The 15,138-nt window shown below is 62.1% G+C and carries 11 protein-coding genes; 3 read left to right on the top strand and 8 right to left on the bottom strand.

Going from position 1 to position 15,138, the window contains the following annotated elements:
* Positions 1-15: 15 nt before the first annotated feature.
* The 4 genes from ACIPZ5_RS03635 to rpsU form a co-directional block, all read right to left on the bottom strand.
* On the bottom strand, positions 16-3,759 hold the full coding sequence (locus ACIPZ5_RS03635; RefSeq protein ID WP_343599486.1) for an EAL domain-containing protein: 3,744 nt from the start codon (positions 3,757-3,759) through the stop codon (positions 16-18).
* Between the two features lie 118 nt (positions 3,760-3,877).
* Complete coding sequence (gene rpoD, locus ACIPZ5_RS03630; protein ID WP_400806750.1) at positions 3,878-5,728, bottom strand: RNA polymerase sigma factor RpoD; 1,851 nt, start codon at positions 5,726-5,728, stop codon at positions 3,878-3,880.
* A gap of 67 nt (positions 5,729-5,795) precedes the next feature.
* Positions 5,796-7,778 (bottom strand): DNA primase, encoded by a 1,983-nt coding sequence (gene dnaG / locus ACIPZ5_RS03625; RefSeq protein ID WP_343599482.1) that lies wholly within the window; start codon positions 7,776-7,778, stop codon positions 5,796-5,798.
* Between the two features lie 286 nt (positions 7,779-8,064).
* Entirely contained in the window at positions 8,065-8,280 is a 216-nt protein-coding gene (rpsU, locus tag ACIPZ5_RS03620) for a 30S ribosomal protein S21 (protein WP_003255575.1), read from the bottom strand.
* Positions 8,281-8,485: 205 nt separating this feature from the next.
* On the opposite strand from rpsU, the gene tsaD reads away from it, so the two are divergent.
* Positions 8,486-9,511 (top strand): tRNA (adenosine(37)-N6)-threonylcarbamoyltransferase complex transferase subunit TsaD, encoded by a 1,026-nt coding sequence (gene tsaD, locus ACIPZ5_RS03615; RefSeq protein WP_261941812.1) that lies wholly within the window; start codon positions 8,486-8,488, stop codon positions 9,509-9,511.
* Positions 9,512-9,526: 15 nt separating this feature from the next.
* On the opposite strand, the gene plsY is transcribed toward tsaD, so the two are convergent.
* Positions 9,527-10,096, bottom strand: coding sequence for a glycerol-3-phosphate 1-O-acyltransferase PlsY (gene plsY, locus ACIPZ5_RS03610; RefSeq protein WP_054885227.1), 570 nt, complete (start codon positions 10,094-10,096; stop codon positions 9,527-9,529).
* 74 nt (positions 10,097-10,170) lie between these two features.
* Between plsY and folB the strand changes: the two genes are divergently transcribed.
* Positions 10,171-10,527 carry a dihydroneopterin aldolase gene (gene folB / locus ACIPZ5_RS03605; RefSeq protein WP_027917471.1) on the top strand — a complete coding sequence of 119 codons (357 nt, stop codon included), beginning with the start codon at positions 10,171-10,173 and terminating at the stop codon, positions 10,525-10,527.
* Positions 10,518-11,027 (top strand): 2-amino-4-hydroxy-6-hydroxymethyldihydropteridine diphosphokinase, encoded by a 510-nt coding sequence (gene folK / locus ACIPZ5_RS03600; protein WP_261941810.1) that lies wholly within the window; start codon positions 10,518-10,520, stop codon positions 11,025-11,027. The genes folB and folK overlap by 10 nt, the downstream gene beginning before the upstream one ends.
* A 92-nt stretch (positions 11,028-11,119) precedes the next feature.
* On the opposite strand, the gene ACIPZ5_RS03595 is transcribed toward folK, so the two are convergent.
* Genes ACIPZ5_RS03595 through ACIPZ5_RS03585 form a run of 3 tightly spaced genes read right to left on the bottom strand, consistent with a single transcriptional unit; the run spans position 11,120 to position 15,105 of the window.
* Entirely contained in the window at positions 11,120-12,214 is a 1,095-nt protein-coding gene (locus ACIPZ5_RS03595) for a multifunctional CCA tRNA nucleotidyl transferase/2'3'-cyclic phosphodiesterase/2'nucleotidase/phosphatase (RefSeq protein ID WP_400806745.1), read from the bottom strand.
* A gap of 54 nt (positions 12,215-12,268) precedes the next feature.
* Positions 12,269-13,837 (bottom strand): SpoVR family protein, encoded by a 1,569-nt coding sequence (locus ACIPZ5_RS03590; RefSeq protein ID WP_313712844.1) that lies wholly within the window; start codon positions 13,835-13,837, stop codon positions 12,269-12,271.
* The gene (locus ACIPZ5_RS03585; RefSeq protein ID WP_313712845.1) at positions 13,834-15,105 is read right to left on the bottom strand and encodes a YeaH/YhbH family protein; all 1,272 of its coding nucleotides are present in this window, start codon (positions 15,103-15,105) and stop codon (positions 13,834-13,836) included. Before ACIPZ5_RS03585 ends, ACIPZ5_RS03590 begins: the two co-directional genes overlap by 4 nt.
* Positions 15,106-15,138 lie beyond the last annotated feature (33 nt).

Below are 15,138 nucleotides of genomic sequence, written 5' to 3'. Positions count from 1 at the left end.
CAGTAAGTGCCCGGATTATAACGAGGGTTTTGAAAGCGTGCCATCCGAAAGATCAGACAGTGCTATACGAAGAAACGACGCCGCGAATTCATCCGGTGGCAACGGCAGGCTGACGATGTAACCCTGAATCTGCTCGCACCCTTCAGCCGCCAGGAAGCGTTGCTGCGCCTGGTTCTCCACGCCCTCGGCAATGATCGTCAACTGCATGCTGCGCCCCAGCGCAATGATGGCGCGGGCGATGGCGGCGTCGTGGGGGTCGTCCGGCAGGCCACGGATGAACGACTTGTCGATCTTGAGAATGTCCAGCGGCAGGCGCTTGAGGTAACTCAACGACGAATAGCCGGTGCCAAAGTCATCGATGGCCAGCTGCACACCCAGTTTCTTGAGTTGGTGCAGCACGGTCAGGGCCTCTTCGGCCTGGCTCATGATGAAGTTTTCGGTGATCTCCAGCTGTAGGTCGCCTGCTTTGAGCTGGTAGACCTTCAACAGATGCTCGATGCGCTTGGCGAGGTTGGGATGGCGTAGCTGCGCGCCCGCCAGGTTGATCGACAGGGGGCCAAAGGCCTGGTAGGCCTTCTTCCAGCGATGCATCTGCTGGCAAGCCTGCTCCAGCACCCAGTCGCCCAGCTGCAGAATGGTGCCGTTCTCTTCGGCCAGGTGAATGAAATGCTCGGGCGGTACCTCGCCGAATGTCGGGTGGCTCCAGCGAATCAGCGCTTCGGCGCCGACCAGGGTTTGGGTCTTGAGGCTCAGTTTCGGCTGGAAGCTCAGGCTCATCTCGTTACGTTCGATGGCGCGCCGCAGTTCATGCTCCATGGCGATGCGTTCGCTGGCCTGCACGGTCAGGTCACGGGTGTAGGCTTCCACGCGATTGCGACCTTTGGCCTTTGAACGGTACATGGCGGCGTCGGCGTTGCGAATCAGCGTGGCGACGTCGGTGCCATCCTGCGGGTAGAGGCTGATGCCGATGCTGGCGCTGGTGAAGAACTCGTGCTCGCCGGCCTGGAACGGGGCGGCGAAGCAGGCCAGCAATTTGTTGGCGATGGCATGGGCATCGCTGGGCTTGTGCAGGCCGGGCAGCAGGATGATGAACTCGTCGCCACCCAGGCGGGCCACGGTGTCGACGTCGCGCACTTGCTCCTTGAGGCGCTGGGCGATGCCCTTGAGCAACAGGTCGCCGACCGGGTGGCCGAGGCTGTCGTTGATGTGCTTGAAGCGGTCCAGGTCGAGGAACAGCACGGCGCCCTGGCGGTTGGACACCTGCGCGCAGGTCAGTACGGCCTGCAGCCGGTTTTCGAAGAGGGCGCGGTTGGGCAGGCCGGTCAGCGGGTCGTGGTGGGCCTGGTAGTCGAGTTTGGCCTGGGCGTGCTTTAGGCTGGAGATGTCGGCGAATACGGCGACGAAGTGCGTAATATCGTGCTCGCTGTTGCGTACGGCGCTGATGGTCAGCCAGCCGGGATACAGCTCGCCGTTCTTGCGCTTGTTGTAGATCTCGCCCTGCCAGTGGCCTTCAGCGGTGAGCTGGTGCCACATGGCGGCATAGAAGGCGCTGTCATGCTGACCGGAGGCGAGCAGGCGCGGGGTCTGGCCCAGGGCTTCGATTTCGCTGTAGCCGGTGATCTCGCTGAAGGCGCGGTTGACCGCACTGATGCGTTGGTCGGTGTCGGTGATCAATACGCCTTCGGCGGTATTTTCGAACACGGTGGCAGCCAGTTGCAGTTTTTCCTGCATCAGGTGGCGTTCGGTGATGTCGCGGGCGATGGTCAGCATGCAGTCGACCCCGCCGATCGGCAGCGGCCGTGCCGAGAGCTCGCAGAGGCGAATCTGCCCGTCACTGCGGCGCAGGTGGCAGCTGAAGTCTCGCACGAAGCCATCGCGGCCGAGCTGGTCGATCAAGCGCTTGCGCTCGTTGAGATCGACCCAGATCCCCAGGTCGAACGAGGTCTGATCGATAGGCGGGTTGAACTCGTAGCCCGTCAGGCGGCAGAAGCCCTCGTTGACCTCCAGCAGCAGGCCATCGCTTTGGCGCGACAGCAGCAGGCCGTCTGGCGAGGCGTGGAAGGCCTTGGCGAACTTTTCTTCGGAGGTTTGCAACTGCTGCTGGGTTTGTTTGAGCTGGCTGATGTCGCGAACTGCCACTACCAGCGCCGGGGTGCCGTCGAGCTCGAAGCTTTCGGCTGAGGTCAGGCCGGTGAACATCTGGCCGTTGCTGCGGCGGAAGGTCATTTCCAGGTTGCGGATGCCGCCTTGGTGCAGGCGTTCGAGCAGCTTCGGCCCCATGCCTTCGATGCCCCACAAATTGAGCTCGGTGGCAGTGCGGCCGATCACTTCGCCTGGTGTCAGGCCGATCTGCTCTTCGAAAGCTTCGTTGACTTCGAGCAGCACGCCATCGCTGTGCCGTGCAATCAGCAGAATGTCCGGGCACTGCTCGAACACCGAGGCGAATTTCTGTTCCGAAAGGCGCAGGGCGTCTTCGGTACGCTTGGTCTCGCTGATGTCGATCATCAGGCCGCGCATCAAGGGCCGATGGCCGTGTTCGATCATGCTGACGATGTTGCGCACCCACAGAGGCTGGCCATCGGCGCGCATCACCCGGTAATCGAGGCTGTGATCACGCCCGGCGGCGGTTTCACTTTCGCAGAATGCCTGGGCCCAGAGCGCATCGTCGGGGTGCAGAATGCTGCGCCAGAAGCCGGGTTTTAGCCAGTCGTGCAGCGGGTAGCCCAGCAGGTCTTCGGCGTGCGGCGAGACGTAGCTGTAGGTGAAGTCGTTGGCGTCGGCCTCCCAGGCGATTGCCGACAGGCTTTCGATCAGGCCGCGGTAGTGGTATTCGCTGCTGCGCAGTTCCTGCTCCAGGGCGATGCGCCGGGAGATTTCCGAACTGAGCCGGCGATTGATGCGGATGACCACGGCGAGAATGGCGATCAACAGCAGGACGGCGGGCAGACCATAGATGAGTGTGTCATGCCAGAAGCTGCGCTGGTCGACCACATTGCCGACCCAGCGTTGCTGGATATGGCTGATTTCATCGCTGGACATGTCGGCCATCACCTTGTCGAGGATACCGATCAGTACTTGCTGGTCACGGGGCGCGGCCATTGCCAGTTGATAGCGATAGGGGGTGTCGCCGCTGACATACAGGCCTTCGAGCTTGAGTTGGCGCAGGCTCCAGATGCTCGAGGCGAGGTCACCGACCACGGCATCCACCGCATCGGTGGCCAGTGCCTGCAGGGTCGAGCTGACATTGGGCATTGCCACCAGGTTGAGGTCCGGGTGGTGGGTGCGTAGCAGTTCATGGGGGGCGTAGTTCTCCACCACGGCCACCTTCAGCCCATACAAGTCCTTGAGCGTGCGCGGTTGCGGACCGCCTTCATGGGCCAGGATGACGATGGGGAAATCGAGGTAGGGGCGGGTGAATGCCAGGTAGCCCTGGCGTTCCGGCGTCGACATGATGCCGGGCAGCAAATCGATGCGGCCTTCGCGCGCCTGCTGCAGCACTTCGGTCCAGCTGCTGGGCTCGACCGGTTTCAGTGCTACCCCCAGGCGATCCTGGAGCAAGGCGATGTAATCGGCGGCCAATCCCTGGTACCGGCCCTCTTGGTCACGAAATTCGAATGGTGGCCAGGAGGCGTCGACGCCCAGCCTCAGCTGCGGGTGGGCAGTGAGCCAGGTTTTTTCCTCGTCTGTCAGGGTCAGGGCGCCGGCCGTTGTGTTCCACAGGATCAGGAGCAGCAACAGAATGGCCGGCATCGGCAGCATAGCGGCCTCGCATTCAGTTGGTCTGAAGTCGAGTGTAGACGGGCATTCAGCCAGCCGGCCAGCTGGACACAACTATTTGTCGGATAAGAAAAACCCCGGCCTGGGCCGGGGTTTGTCATCACTCGTCGAGGAAGGAGCGCAAGTGCTCGCTGCGAGTCGGGTGGCGCAGTTTGCGCAACGCCTTCGCTTCGATCTGACGGATCCGCTCACGGGTCACGTCGAACTGCTTGCCCACCTCTTCGAGGGTGTGGTCGGTGTTCATGTCGATGCCGAAACGCATGCGTAGCACCTTGGCTTCGCGTGCGGTCAGGCCCGAGAGCACGTCACGGGTCGCTTCCTTGAGGCTTTCGACTGTGGCTACGTCGATCGGGGACTGCATGGTCGAGTCCTCGATGAAGTCGCCCAGATGCGAGTCTTCGTCGTCACCAATCGGGGTTTCCATGGAGATCGGCTCTTTGGCGATCTTCAGTACCTTGCGGATCTTGTCCTCAGGCATTTCCATGCGCTCACCCAGCTCTTCCGGGGTCGGTTCACGGCCCATTTCCTGCAGCATCTGGCGGGAAATACGGTTGAGCTTGTTGATCGTCTCGATCATGTGCACCGGAATACGGATGGTGCGCGCCTGGTCGGCGATCGAACGGGTGATCGCCTGGCGAATCCACCAGGTGGCGTAAGTCGAGAACTTGTAGCCGCGACGGTATTCGAACTTGTCCACCGCCTTCATCAGGCCGATGTTGCCTTCCTGGATCAGGTCGAGGAACTGCAGGCCACGGTTGGTGTACTTCTTGGCGATGGAGATCACCAGACGCAGGTTCGCCTCGACCATTTCTTTCTTGGCGCGGCGGGCTTTCGCCTCACCGATGGACATGCGACGGTTGATTTCCTTGATCTCGGCGACGGTCAGGCCGGTCTCGGTCTCGAGGTCGATCAGCTTCTGCTGGCAGGCGACGATGGCGGCGTCCTTTTCACCCAGAGCGGCAGCCCACTTGGTGCTGCGCTTGGCCAGGTCACCGGACCAGGTCTGGTCGGTTTCGTTGCCTGGGAACAGACGCAGGAAGTCGGCACGCGGCATGCGGGCGTCACGCACGCACAGCTGCATGATCGCACGCTCTTGCTGACGCAGGCGGTTCAGGGCATCGCGCACGCGCTCGACCAGGACATCGAACTGCTTCGGCACCAGCTTGATCGGCATGAACAGGTCAGCCAGGGCCTGCAGGGCCTCGATGCTTTCCTTGGCGTCACGGCCGTTCTTCTTCAGGACCTTGGCGGTGGCCTGGAGCTGATCGGCAACCGCGCCGAAGCGCTGAGCTGCAACGACCGGATCAGGACCGCTTTCGGCCTCTTCCTCGTCGTCACCGCCTTCACTTTCTTCGTCTTCGTCGTCCGACTCTTCCTTGGCCGCAGGTGCCTTGGCACCAGGTACCGGCACTTCGTCTGTTGGTGCGGCAATGTTGTCGTCAGGGTCGATATAGCCGCTGAGGACGTCGGACAGGCGGCCGCCTTCGGCGGTGACGCGGTCGTATTCGCTGAGAATGTAGTCGACAGTACCCGGGAAGTGAGCGATGGCGCCCATGACTTCACGGATGCCTTCCTCGATCCGCTTGGCGATTTCGATCTCGCCTTCACGGGTCAGCAGCTCGACGGTACCCATTTCGCGCATGTACATGCGCACCGGGTCGGTCGTGCGGCCGATATCGGTTTCAACTGCCGCCAACGCAGCAGCGGCTTCTTCGGCCGCGGCTTCGTCGGTGTCGGCTTCCGCCAACAGAAGGGCATCCGCATCCGGAGCACTCTCGAATACGTTGATCCCCATGTCGTTGATCATGCGGATGATATCTTCCACCTGTTCCGGATCTGAAATATCCTCAGGCAGGTGGTCGTTGACCTCCGCGTAAGTCAGGTAGCCCTGCTCACGACCGCGGGTGATCAACTCTTTGATACGAGACTGCTGTTGCGCTTTTCCGGACATAACACCCTATCCACTGAAGGTCTTGGCGGGCAAAAAACAAGCCGAGGATTATACCCGAGCATGGGCCTCACGCGCCAGATGAGGTCGGCGTTTGTGCGGGAACATTCCGGCTCAGCAGGGCGAGGAGCTGTGATTTTTCCTCGCTGGTCAATTCGCTTTGACGTGATTTCCTGAGCAGTTGTTCCAGGCTGCGCTCGCGTTGGCGGGCGGACAAGCTAGTTATTGTGTCGAAAAACTGTTGTTCAAGGTTGTCGGCCACGATCAACCATTCCTTTTCTGCCAGGGCCCGCAGCAGGCGGCCTTGTTCAGTGCCGTGCCAACGTGCGATCAGCTGCATTGAGCTTAGCCCAGGATTCTTCTGTGCCGCTTCGATCAGCGCCACCAGCAGCTGGCTGTACAGGTGCTCTTCGTCGGCGAAGTGGCTGGCATCCTCGACCTTGCCGGCCAGCAGCGGGTGGTGCAGCAAGGTGCGCAGGGCGGCCAGGGTTGGTGGTTCGACCGGTGCCGGCACGCGTGGTGGCGCTTCGTCGCGTTGCTGCCATGGCTTGCCGCCCTTGCGGTTCTTGTCCCAGGGCTTGTCGCTCCACTGCTTTTTGCCCCCGCCCTTGTTCGGCTTCCACTCCTGTTCCTGATGAACGGGCGCGTAGTCGTGCTGCGGCATGTCGCCGTAGTCGGGGGTGTAGCTGGCCATGGCATCGTAGTCGTAGCCAGGGTCGTAGTCTGGCACATTGCTGGCCGCTGGTGCCTGCTGTGCCAGTTGCTCGACCTGCTGCGGATCGAGGCCGGTGATTTCCTTCAGGCGGTTGCGCATCAACTGGCGCAGGTTGGCACCGGGGATCTTTTCGATCAACGGTGCGGCCAGGGTCGCCATGTGTGCCTTGCCTTCCAGTGAACGCGGGTCGGCTTCGTTGCTCAACTGCTCGAAGAAGTAATCGGCCAGCGGTTGTGCGTGCTGGTTGATCCGGGCCATGAAGGCGTCGGTGCCTTCGGCGCGAACCAGGCTGTCCGGGTCTTCGCCCTCGGGCAGGAACAGGAAGCGCGCCCGGCGGCCGTCCTGCAGCGCCGAGAGGGTCGACTCCAGTGCGCGCCAGGCGGCCTTGCGCCCGGCCTGGTCGCCATCGAAGCAGAACAGCACGCTGGGCACCACGCGGAACAGGCGCTTGAGGTGCTCTTCGCTGGTGGCGGTGCCGAGGGTGGCCACGGCATTGCGCAGGCCTTGCTGGGCCAGGGCGATCACGTCCATGTAGCCCTCGACGACGATGATCTCGTCGAGGTTGCGGTTGTGCTTGCGTGCCTCGTAAAGCCCGTAGAGTTCCTGGCCCTTGTGGAATACCGGGGTTTCCGGGGAGTTGAGGTACTTGGGCTTGTCATCGCCCAGGACCCGGCCGCCGAAGGCGATGATACGCCCGCGGCTGTCACGGATCGGGAACATCACCCGGTCGCGGAAGCGGTCATAGCGTTTGCCGCTTTCGGCGTTCTCGATCAGCAGGCCGGCGTCGATCATCACCTTCTGTTGCAGGGTGTCGGCGCCCAGGTGCTTGAGCAGGTTGTCCCAGCCCGGCGGTGCGAAGCCCAGGCCGAAGTCCCGGGCGATTTCGCCCGACAAGCCGCGGCCCTTGAGGTAGTCCACCGCCGCCTTGCGGGTCGGATGGCTGCGTAGGGCCTGGCGATAGAACTCCGAGGCGGCGTCCAGCAATGGGTACAGCGGCGAATCGGTCGGCTGGCGCGGTTTGTTGTCGCGACGGCCTTGCTCCCTGGGCACTTCCATGCCGGCAGCGCGGGCCAGTTCTTCGACAGCCTGGGGGAAGTCCAGGTTGTCATGGTCCATGACGAAGCCAAGGGCGTTGCCGCCAGCGCCGCAGCCGAAGCAGTAGTAGAACTGCTTGTCGGGGCTGACCGTGAAGGAAGGGGTCTTTTCCTTGTGGAACGGGCAGCAGGCGGAATAGTTCTTGCCGGTCTTTTTCAGCTGAACGCGCGAACTTACCACGTCGACAATGTCGAGGCGGTTGATCAGGTCGTCGATGAAGCTCTGGGGAATTAGCCCGGCCATGGCAGTCTCGTCATCTGGCAACTGGCAAGTCTAAACGCTTACGGGGCAAGTGGTGCTAGGAGAAATGCGAGGGGGTGTGTGCTCGTCGCCAGCCTCCAGCTTCACTGAGGGCTCGTCAGTCAGGACGTGCACGCCTGGCCGAAACCAGATCTGACGTTTTGCAACCATTTGCCCGCTGCGCGTGGCGACAGGCTCCTTGGGCTAGCTGCTCAAGGTCAAGCAAACCGCTGCCATCGGCCCGGCGGTGAGCCGGGCAGGGCAGAAGCTCTAGCGTAGAACGTCTGTATTAGTACAGACGAACGGCGCGGCGCTGTTCGCGCTGAACTTTCTTGGCGTGACGCTTAACAGCAGCAGCTGCTTTGCGCTTACGCTCGGCGGTGGGCTTCTCGTAAAACTCGCGGCTACGAACTTCAGCCAGTACACCGGCTTTTTCGCAGGAGCGCTTGAAACGACGCAGAGCTACGTCGAAGGGTTCGTTCTCTTTAACTTTGACGGCTGGCATCCAGGGCTACCTTAATTCATTACCGGGGTAGACGTGCTCCTGGCAAAACAAAAGGTGTGCTGGAGAACGTCGGTTTTCAAGGGTTGCGGATGTTAACCCTTAGTACGCCGGAATGCAAAGCCTCTGATCGAAAACCGCTGGTCGGCACCCGGCACGGGGACTATCATGCGCGGCTTCGAATTCAGCCCCCACAAGGGACGAACCCATGCTAGTACTGGGATTGGAAACATCCTGCGACGAAACCGGCGTCGCATTATACGACAGCGAACGCGGTTTGTTAGCCGACGCGCTGTTCAGTCAGATCGACCTGCACCGCGTATTCGGTGGCGTGGTGCCCGAGCTCGCCTCGCGTGACCACGTCAAGCGCATGCTGCCGCTCATCCGCCAGGTGCTGGAGGAGGCCGGCTGCGTGGCCACCGAGATCGATGCCATCGCCTACACGGCGGGCCCTGGCCTGGTCGGTGCGCTGTTGGTCGGTGCCTCGTGCGCCCAGGCCCTGGCCTTCGCCTGGGATATCCCGGCGATCGGTGTGCACCATATGGAAGGCCACCTGCTGGCACCGATGCTGGAGGAAAACCCGCCCGAGTTCCCGTTCGTCGCTTTGTTGGTTTCCGGCGGCCATACCCAGCTGGTGCGGGTAGATGGCATCGGCCAATACGAGCTGTTGGGCGAGAGCCTCGACGATGCTGCCGGCGAAGCGTTCGACAAGACCGCCAAACTGATCGGCCTCAATTACCCAGGTGGCCCGGAAATCGCGCGCCTGGCCGAGCAGGGTGTGCCTGGGCGGTTCGTCTTCCCGCGGCCGATGACTGATCGGCCTGGTCTCGAGTTCAGCTTCAGTGGCCTCAAGACCTTCGCCCTGAATACCTGGCAGCAATGCAAGAATGCTGGCGACGACAGTGAGCAAACCCGTTGCGACCTGTCGCTGGCATTCCAGCAGGCGGTGGTGGAGACTCTGACCATCAAATGCAAGCGGGCCCTCAAGCAGACCGGCCTCAAGCGCCTGGTCATCGCCGGTGGCGTGAGTGCCAACAAGGCGTTGCGTGCCTCGCTGGAAGACATGCTGGCCGGTCTCAAGGGTAACGTGTACTACGCGCGTCCGCAGTTCTGCACTGACAACGGCGCGATGATCGCCTATGCCGGTTGCCAGCGCCTGTTGGCCGGGCAGCAGCAGGACCTGGCGATCAGCGTGCAGGCTCGCTGGCCGATGGAGCAGTTGCCTCCGGTGTGAATGCCTGCGGGCGCGTCAGAAATGCCTTTCGCGCCCGGCAAACAAATCGCGCAGATTGTTGCGGTGGCGCCAGACGATCATCACCGTGAGCACGGCGATTGGCAGCAGCGCCTCCGGCTCGCGCCAGGCCAGCAATGGCAAGGTCAGCGGGGTCGCGACAAGCGCCGCCAGGGAGCTGGTGCGGGTGAGGTAGAAAGTCAGTAGCCAGGCGCCGATGGCCAGCAATGCGGCCGGGAAATACAGGCCCATGAGCATGCCGGCGGCGGTGGCGACACCCTTGCCGCCGCGAAAGCGGAAATACAGCGGGAACAGGTGACCGAGCACTGCGCACACGCCGACCCAGGCCTGCTCCTGCAGGCCAAGGCCGGCAGCGCGGGCGAGCAAAACCGGCAACAGGCCCTTGCACAGGTCGCCCAGCAGGGTCAGGATCGCCAGTTTACGGCCCGCCAGGCGTAGCATGTTGGTGGCGCCAGCATTGCCCGAACCGCTGGAACGCGGGTCCGGGCTGCCTGAAAGGCGGCTGAGGACGATGGCGAAGGACAGCGAGCCGAGCAGGTAGGCGAGCAGCGCCAATAACCAAAACATGCTAACTATTCCGGGCGAGGACGCCCTGATTCTAACGGCGCCCGTCGCCCTTGTCGTGCTGTGGAGAGAAGTGCTTGGACAGAGTGTTCATCGAAGGCCTGGAAGTCGATACCGTCATCGGTGCCTATGACTGGGAACGGGATATTCGCCAGTGCCTGCGCCTGGACCTGAGTTTCGCCTGGGACAACCGCCCGGCGGCGGCCGGCGATGATCTGAACCTGGCGCTGGACTATGCCAGTGTCTCGGCGCGGGTCCAGGCCTTTGCCGAGCAGGCCCGCTTCGAGCTGGTGGAAACCTTCGCCGAGCGCCTGGTGGCGACCTTGATGGAAGAATTCCACATTCCCTGGGTGCGGCTGAAGCTGACCAAGCCGGGCGCCGTTCCTGCCGCGCGTGGCGGCGTTGGCGTGGAGATCGAGCGCGGATGTCTCTGAGCACGGTTTATCTGGGCCTTGGCAGCAACATCGATCGCCACCAGCACCTGTGCGCGGGGCTCGATGCGTTGGCGGCCATTCTCAGCGACATGCAATGTTCACCGGCATTCGAGAGCCAGGCGGTGGGGATCAAGAGTGGGCCGTTCATCAACTTCGTGGTCACCGGCAAGACCGATCTGCCGCTGATGGAGCTGGATCGCCGGCTCAAGTTCATCGAAGCCGACAATGGCCGCTATGCACCGGATCGCAAGGGTTTGCCGCTGGATATCGATGTGCTCATGTACGACGATCTGCACGGCACGTTCGATGGGCTGGTGCTGCCGCGGGCGGAGATCCTGAAGAATGCCTTCGTGCTGTGGCCGTTGTCGCTGCTGGCGCCGGAGCTGATCCACCCAGGGGCGGAGAAAAGCATGGCGCAGTTGTGGCAGGAGGCGCAGATCGACCAGGTTTTGGCGCCGGTCGCATTCCAATGGCGTGGGTTGCAGCTGACTCCGGCGTAGGCCTATACCGGCCCTTTCGCGGGCAAGCCCGCTCCCACAGGGACAGTGCCGCACCTGTGGGAGCGGGCTTGCCCGCGAAAGGGCCAGTAGAGTCAGCCGGATTTGTAAGCCTCGAGCGCTTTCAGCCGCTCACATCTGAGGGCCTCGCCCAGGCCTTGTCCGGTCAGCCCGGACTCTACCAGTGGCTTCACGTCCACCGCCCGGGCCGCCGCCGCCGCCGCGCGCAGATAATCGGCCTGTGGATAACCTCCAGATGTGGCCATCTCGCACGCGGCGATGAAATCTTCAAAGCGCTGAGGTCGCCGATATACGTCGAACTTTTGCAGCATTTCCAGCAAGTTTGCCGGTGTTAGCTGTAAAGCGTTGTCGGCGCGCCCGGCATATTCACCCACCAGCACGGCCAGTTCCTGGCATTCACGCGGTGCCTTGAAGCGCTGATTGAGCGCTTTGATCGCCGCCGGTTCCAGCCCGCGCAACAAGCACGCCCAGCGTACTGCCAGTGGTTGCTGGTGCTCCGCTGCCCGCTGCAGTGCCTCCAGCGTATTCACGCCATGCTCCAGCTCCGGCATCAGCTCCGTCAGGGCGTCAGCTTCGCGCAGCACCTGGATGAACACCTGCGGCTGGCTTTCCATCAGCGCCCGCTCGATCTCCTTCCAACTGCGCTCGGCGGTCAGCGCCTGCAGTTCGCCCGATTTGGCGATCTGGCGCATCAGTGCGAGTGTTTCATCGGCAACCCGGAAACCCAGCGGGGCATAGCGCGCGGCAAAGCGGGCAACGCGCAGTACGCGCAGTGGATCTTCGGCGAACGCCGGGGAAACATGGCGCAGGATGCGTTGCTCAAGATCTGCCTGGCCGTGGTAGGGGTCATGGACTGTGCCCTGTTCGTCCTCGGCCATGGCATTGATGGTCAGGTCGCGGCGGATCAGGTCTTCTTCCAGCGTTACGTCGGGGCTTGCGTGAAAGGTGAACCCGCCATAACCGCGTCCACTCTTTCGCTCGGTGCGCGCCAGGGCATATTCCTCGCCCGTCTTCGGATGCAGGAAAACCGGAAAATCAGCGCCGACCGGGCGATAGCCCTGGGCGTGCATGTCTTCGACCGTGGCGCCGACCACCAGCCAGTCGATATCGCTGACCGGGCGCCCGAGCAGACGGTCGCGTACCGCGCCGCCGACTTTGTAGATGTGCATGTGCAGCCTCCATTACTGCCCACAGGATACCCTGTCGGCAGTAATGGCGGTGCATCAGAGGTGGTGGATGACAGCGAGGTCCATGCGCCCGTAGTCGCCGCTCTCGGCATGCTCCCCACGCGGCGGCATGTGATGGGTCTTGACCACCTGGTCGCCCTGTACGGTCTCCAGGTGGATATCGAAGCCCCACAGGCGGTGCAGGTGCTTGAGCACTTCTTCAGTGGAGTCGCCCAGCGGTTTGCGGTTGTGCTGCTGGTGACGCAGGGTCAGCGAGCGGTCACCACGGCGGTCGATGCTCCAGATCTGCACGTTGGGTTCGCGGTTGCCGAGGTTGTACTGGGCAGCCAGTTGTTCGCGAATGATCCGGTAACCGGCCTCGTCATGGATGGCCGGTACCAGCAGGTCGTCGCGCTGGTCGTCATCGAGGATGCTGAACAGCTTCAGGTCACGGATCACTTTGGGTGACAGGTACTGCAGGATGAAACTCTCGTCCTTGAAGCTGCTCATGGCGAACTTGATGGTAGAAAGCCAGTCGCTGCCGGCAATCTCGGGGAACCAGCGGCGATCCTCCTCGGTAGGGTTTTCGCACATGCGGCGGATGTCGGTGTACATGGCAAAGCCCAGCGCGTACGGGTTGATGCCGCTGTAGTACGGGCTGTCGAAGCCGGGTTGGAATACCACGCTGGTGTGCGACTGCAGGAACTCCATCATGAAGCCTTCAGTGATCAGGCCTTCGTCGTACAGGTCGTTCATCAAGGTGTAGTGCCAGAAGGTCGCCCAACCTTCGTTCATCACCTGGGTCTGGCGTTGTGGGTAGAAGTACTGGGCGATCTTGCGCACGATGCGCACGACTTCGCGCTGCCAGGGTTCGAGCAGCGGGGCGTTCTTCTCGATGAAGTAGAGGATGTTTTCCTGCGGCTCGGAAGGGAAGCGCGCATCGTCGCGTTCACCGCCTTTATCGGCACTCTTGGGAATGGTGCGCCACAGGTCGTTGATCTGCCGCTGCAAGTGCTCTTCGCGGTCCTTCTGGCGCCGCCGTTCTTCTTCGGCGGAGATCGGATAGGGGCGCTTGTAGCGATCGACGCCGTAGTTCATCAGCGCGTGGCAGGAGTCGATCAGGTCTTCCACGGCATCGATGCCGTGGCGCTCCTCGCACTGGGCGATGTACTGCTTGGCGAATACCAGGTAGTCGATGATCGACGTGGCGTCGGTCCAGGTGCGGAACAGGTAGTTGCCCTTGAAGAAGCTGTTGTGGCCATAGCAGGCATGGGCAATCACCAGCGCCTGCATGCACATGGTGTTCTCTTCCATCAGGTAGGCGATGCACGGGTCGGAGTTGATCACGATCTCGTAGGCAAGGCCCATCTGCCCCCGGCTGTAGGACTTCTCGGTACTTAGGAACTGCTTGCCGTAGGACCAGTGGTGATAGCCCAACGGCATGCCGACGGAGGCGTAGGCATCCATCATCTGCTCGGCAGTGATCACCTCGATCTGATTGGGGTAGGTGTCCAGGGCGTAACGCTCGGCCAGCCGGCTGATTTCCCGGTCGTAGGTCTGGATCAGCTCGAACGTCCACTCGGACCCGGTGGAAATGGGTTGGCGTCTCTGTGCTCTGGCGGTCATGTGGCTAACCTGCGCTGGAAGAGTTCACGGAAGACCGGGTAGATATCGCCGGCCGATACCAACTGCTGCTGGGCGAATGTGTCGGGGAAGGCCTCGCCGATTCGCTCATACTCGTACCACAACGCCTGGTGTTCACGCGGGGTGATCTCAACGTAAGTGTAGTACTGCACATGCGGCATGATCTGCTTGGACAGGATCTCGCGGCAGATCGGCGAGTCGTCGTTCCAGTTATCGCCGTCGGAAGCCTGGGCGGCATAGATGTTCCAGTCAGCGGCTGGGTAACGTTCGGCCATGATCTCCTGCATCATCTTCAGCGCGCTGGAGACGATGGTGCCGCCGGTTTCCCGGGAGTAGAAGAACTCTTCCTCGTCGACTTCACGGGCGCTGGTGTGGTGGCGGATGAACACCACTTCGATGCGGTCGTAGTTACGCTTGAGGAACAGGTAAAGCAGGATGAAGAAGCGTTTGGCGATATCCTTGGTGGCCTGGGTCATCGAGCCGGACACGTCCATCAGGCAGAACATCACGGCCTTGGAACTGGGGTTGGGCTGCTTGACCAACAGGTTGTACTTGAGGTCGAAGGTGTCGAGGAAGGGCAAGCGATTGATGCGTGCCTTGAGCCGTTCGATTTCCTGTTCGACTTCCTGGATGTCGGTGAAGTTGTCGGGTTCCTCGATTTTCAGGCGGTCCAGTTCCTTCTGAGCTTCGCGCAGCAGCGCACGGCTGCTGCCGGTCAAAGCGATGCGCCGGGCATGGGCCGAACGCAGGGTGCGGACGATGTTGATGCGTGACGGGTTGCCTTCGTTGGCGATACCGGCTCGCACGGTCTTGAAGGTGTCGGCGCCGGTCAGGTGGCGTTTGACCAGGTTGGGCAGCTCGAGGTCTTCGAACATGAATTCGAGGAACTCTTCCTGGGTAATCTGGAAGACGAAGTCGTCCATGCCCTCGCCGGAGTTACCGGCCTTGCCGCGGCCGCTGCCACCCCCGCCGCCCTGGGGTCGAGGGATATGCTCGCCGGCGGTGAATTCCTTGTTGCCTGGGTGCACGATGGTCTGCTTGCCGCCACGACCATGGTGCAGCACCGGTTCATCGATGTCTCGTCCCGGAATGCTGATCTGTTCGCCGTGTTCCATGTCCATGATGGAACGGCGGCTCACGGCCTCTTCGACGGCCTTCTTGATGTGTTCACGGTAACGCCGCAGGAAGCGCTGGCGGTTGACCGTGCTCTTGTTCTTGCCGTTCAGGCGTCGGTCGATAACGTAGCTCATGGTCCCTCCGGTGACTGGATGCAGCTGCAAGCC

Source organism: Pseudomonas sp. NPDC089428 (genome assembly GCF_044749325.1).
Classification (GTDB): Bacteria; Pseudomonadota; Gammaproteobacteria; order Pseudomonadales; family Pseudomonadaceae; genus Aquipseudomonas.
The sequence above is the reverse complement of the archived record's forward strand: the minus strand, read 5'-3'. Positions and strand labels throughout refer to the sequence as shown.

Bases quoted from the DNA above. Each gene is read 5' to 3' on its own strand.
- dnaG (WP_343599482.1), bottom strand. From the start codon at position 7,778: ATGGCCGGGCTAATTCCCCAGAGCTTCATCGACGACCTGATCAACCGC.
- ACIPZ5_RS03595 (WP_400806745.1), bottom strand. From the start codon at position 12,214: ATGCACATCTACAAAGTCGGCGGCGCGGTACGCGACCGTCTGCTCGGG.
- folK (WP_261941810.1), top strand. From the start codon at position 10,518: ATGTCTCTGAGCACGGTTTATCTGGGCCTTGGCAGCAACATCGATCGC.
- ACIPZ5_RS03585 (WP_313712845.1), bottom strand. From the start codon at position 15,105: ATGAGCTACGTTATCGACCGACGCCTGAACGGCAAGAACAAGAGCACG.
- rpoD (WP_400806750.1), bottom strand. From the start codon at position 5,728: ATGTCCGGAAAAGCGCAACAGCAGTCTCGTATCAAAGAGTTGATCACC.
- ACIPZ5_RS03635 (WP_343599486.1), bottom strand. From the start codon at position 3,759: ATGCTGCCGATGCCGGCCATTCTGTTGCTGCTCCTGATCCTGTGGAAC.
- ACIPZ5_RS03590 (WP_313712844.1), bottom strand. From the start codon at position 13,837: ATGACCGCCAGAGCACAGAGACGCCAACCCATTTCCACCGGGTCCGAG.
- plsY (WP_054885227.1), bottom strand. From the start codon at position 10,096: ATGTTTTGGTTATTGGCGCTGCTCGCCTACCTGCTCGGCTCGCTGTCC.
- rpsU (WP_003255575.1), bottom strand. From the start codon at position 8,280: ATGCCAGCCGTCAAAGTTAAAGAGAACGAACCCTTCGACGTAGCTCTG.
- tsaD (WP_261941812.1), top strand. From the start codon at position 8,486: ATGCTAGTACTGGGATTGGAAACATCCTGCGACGAAACCGGCGTCGCA.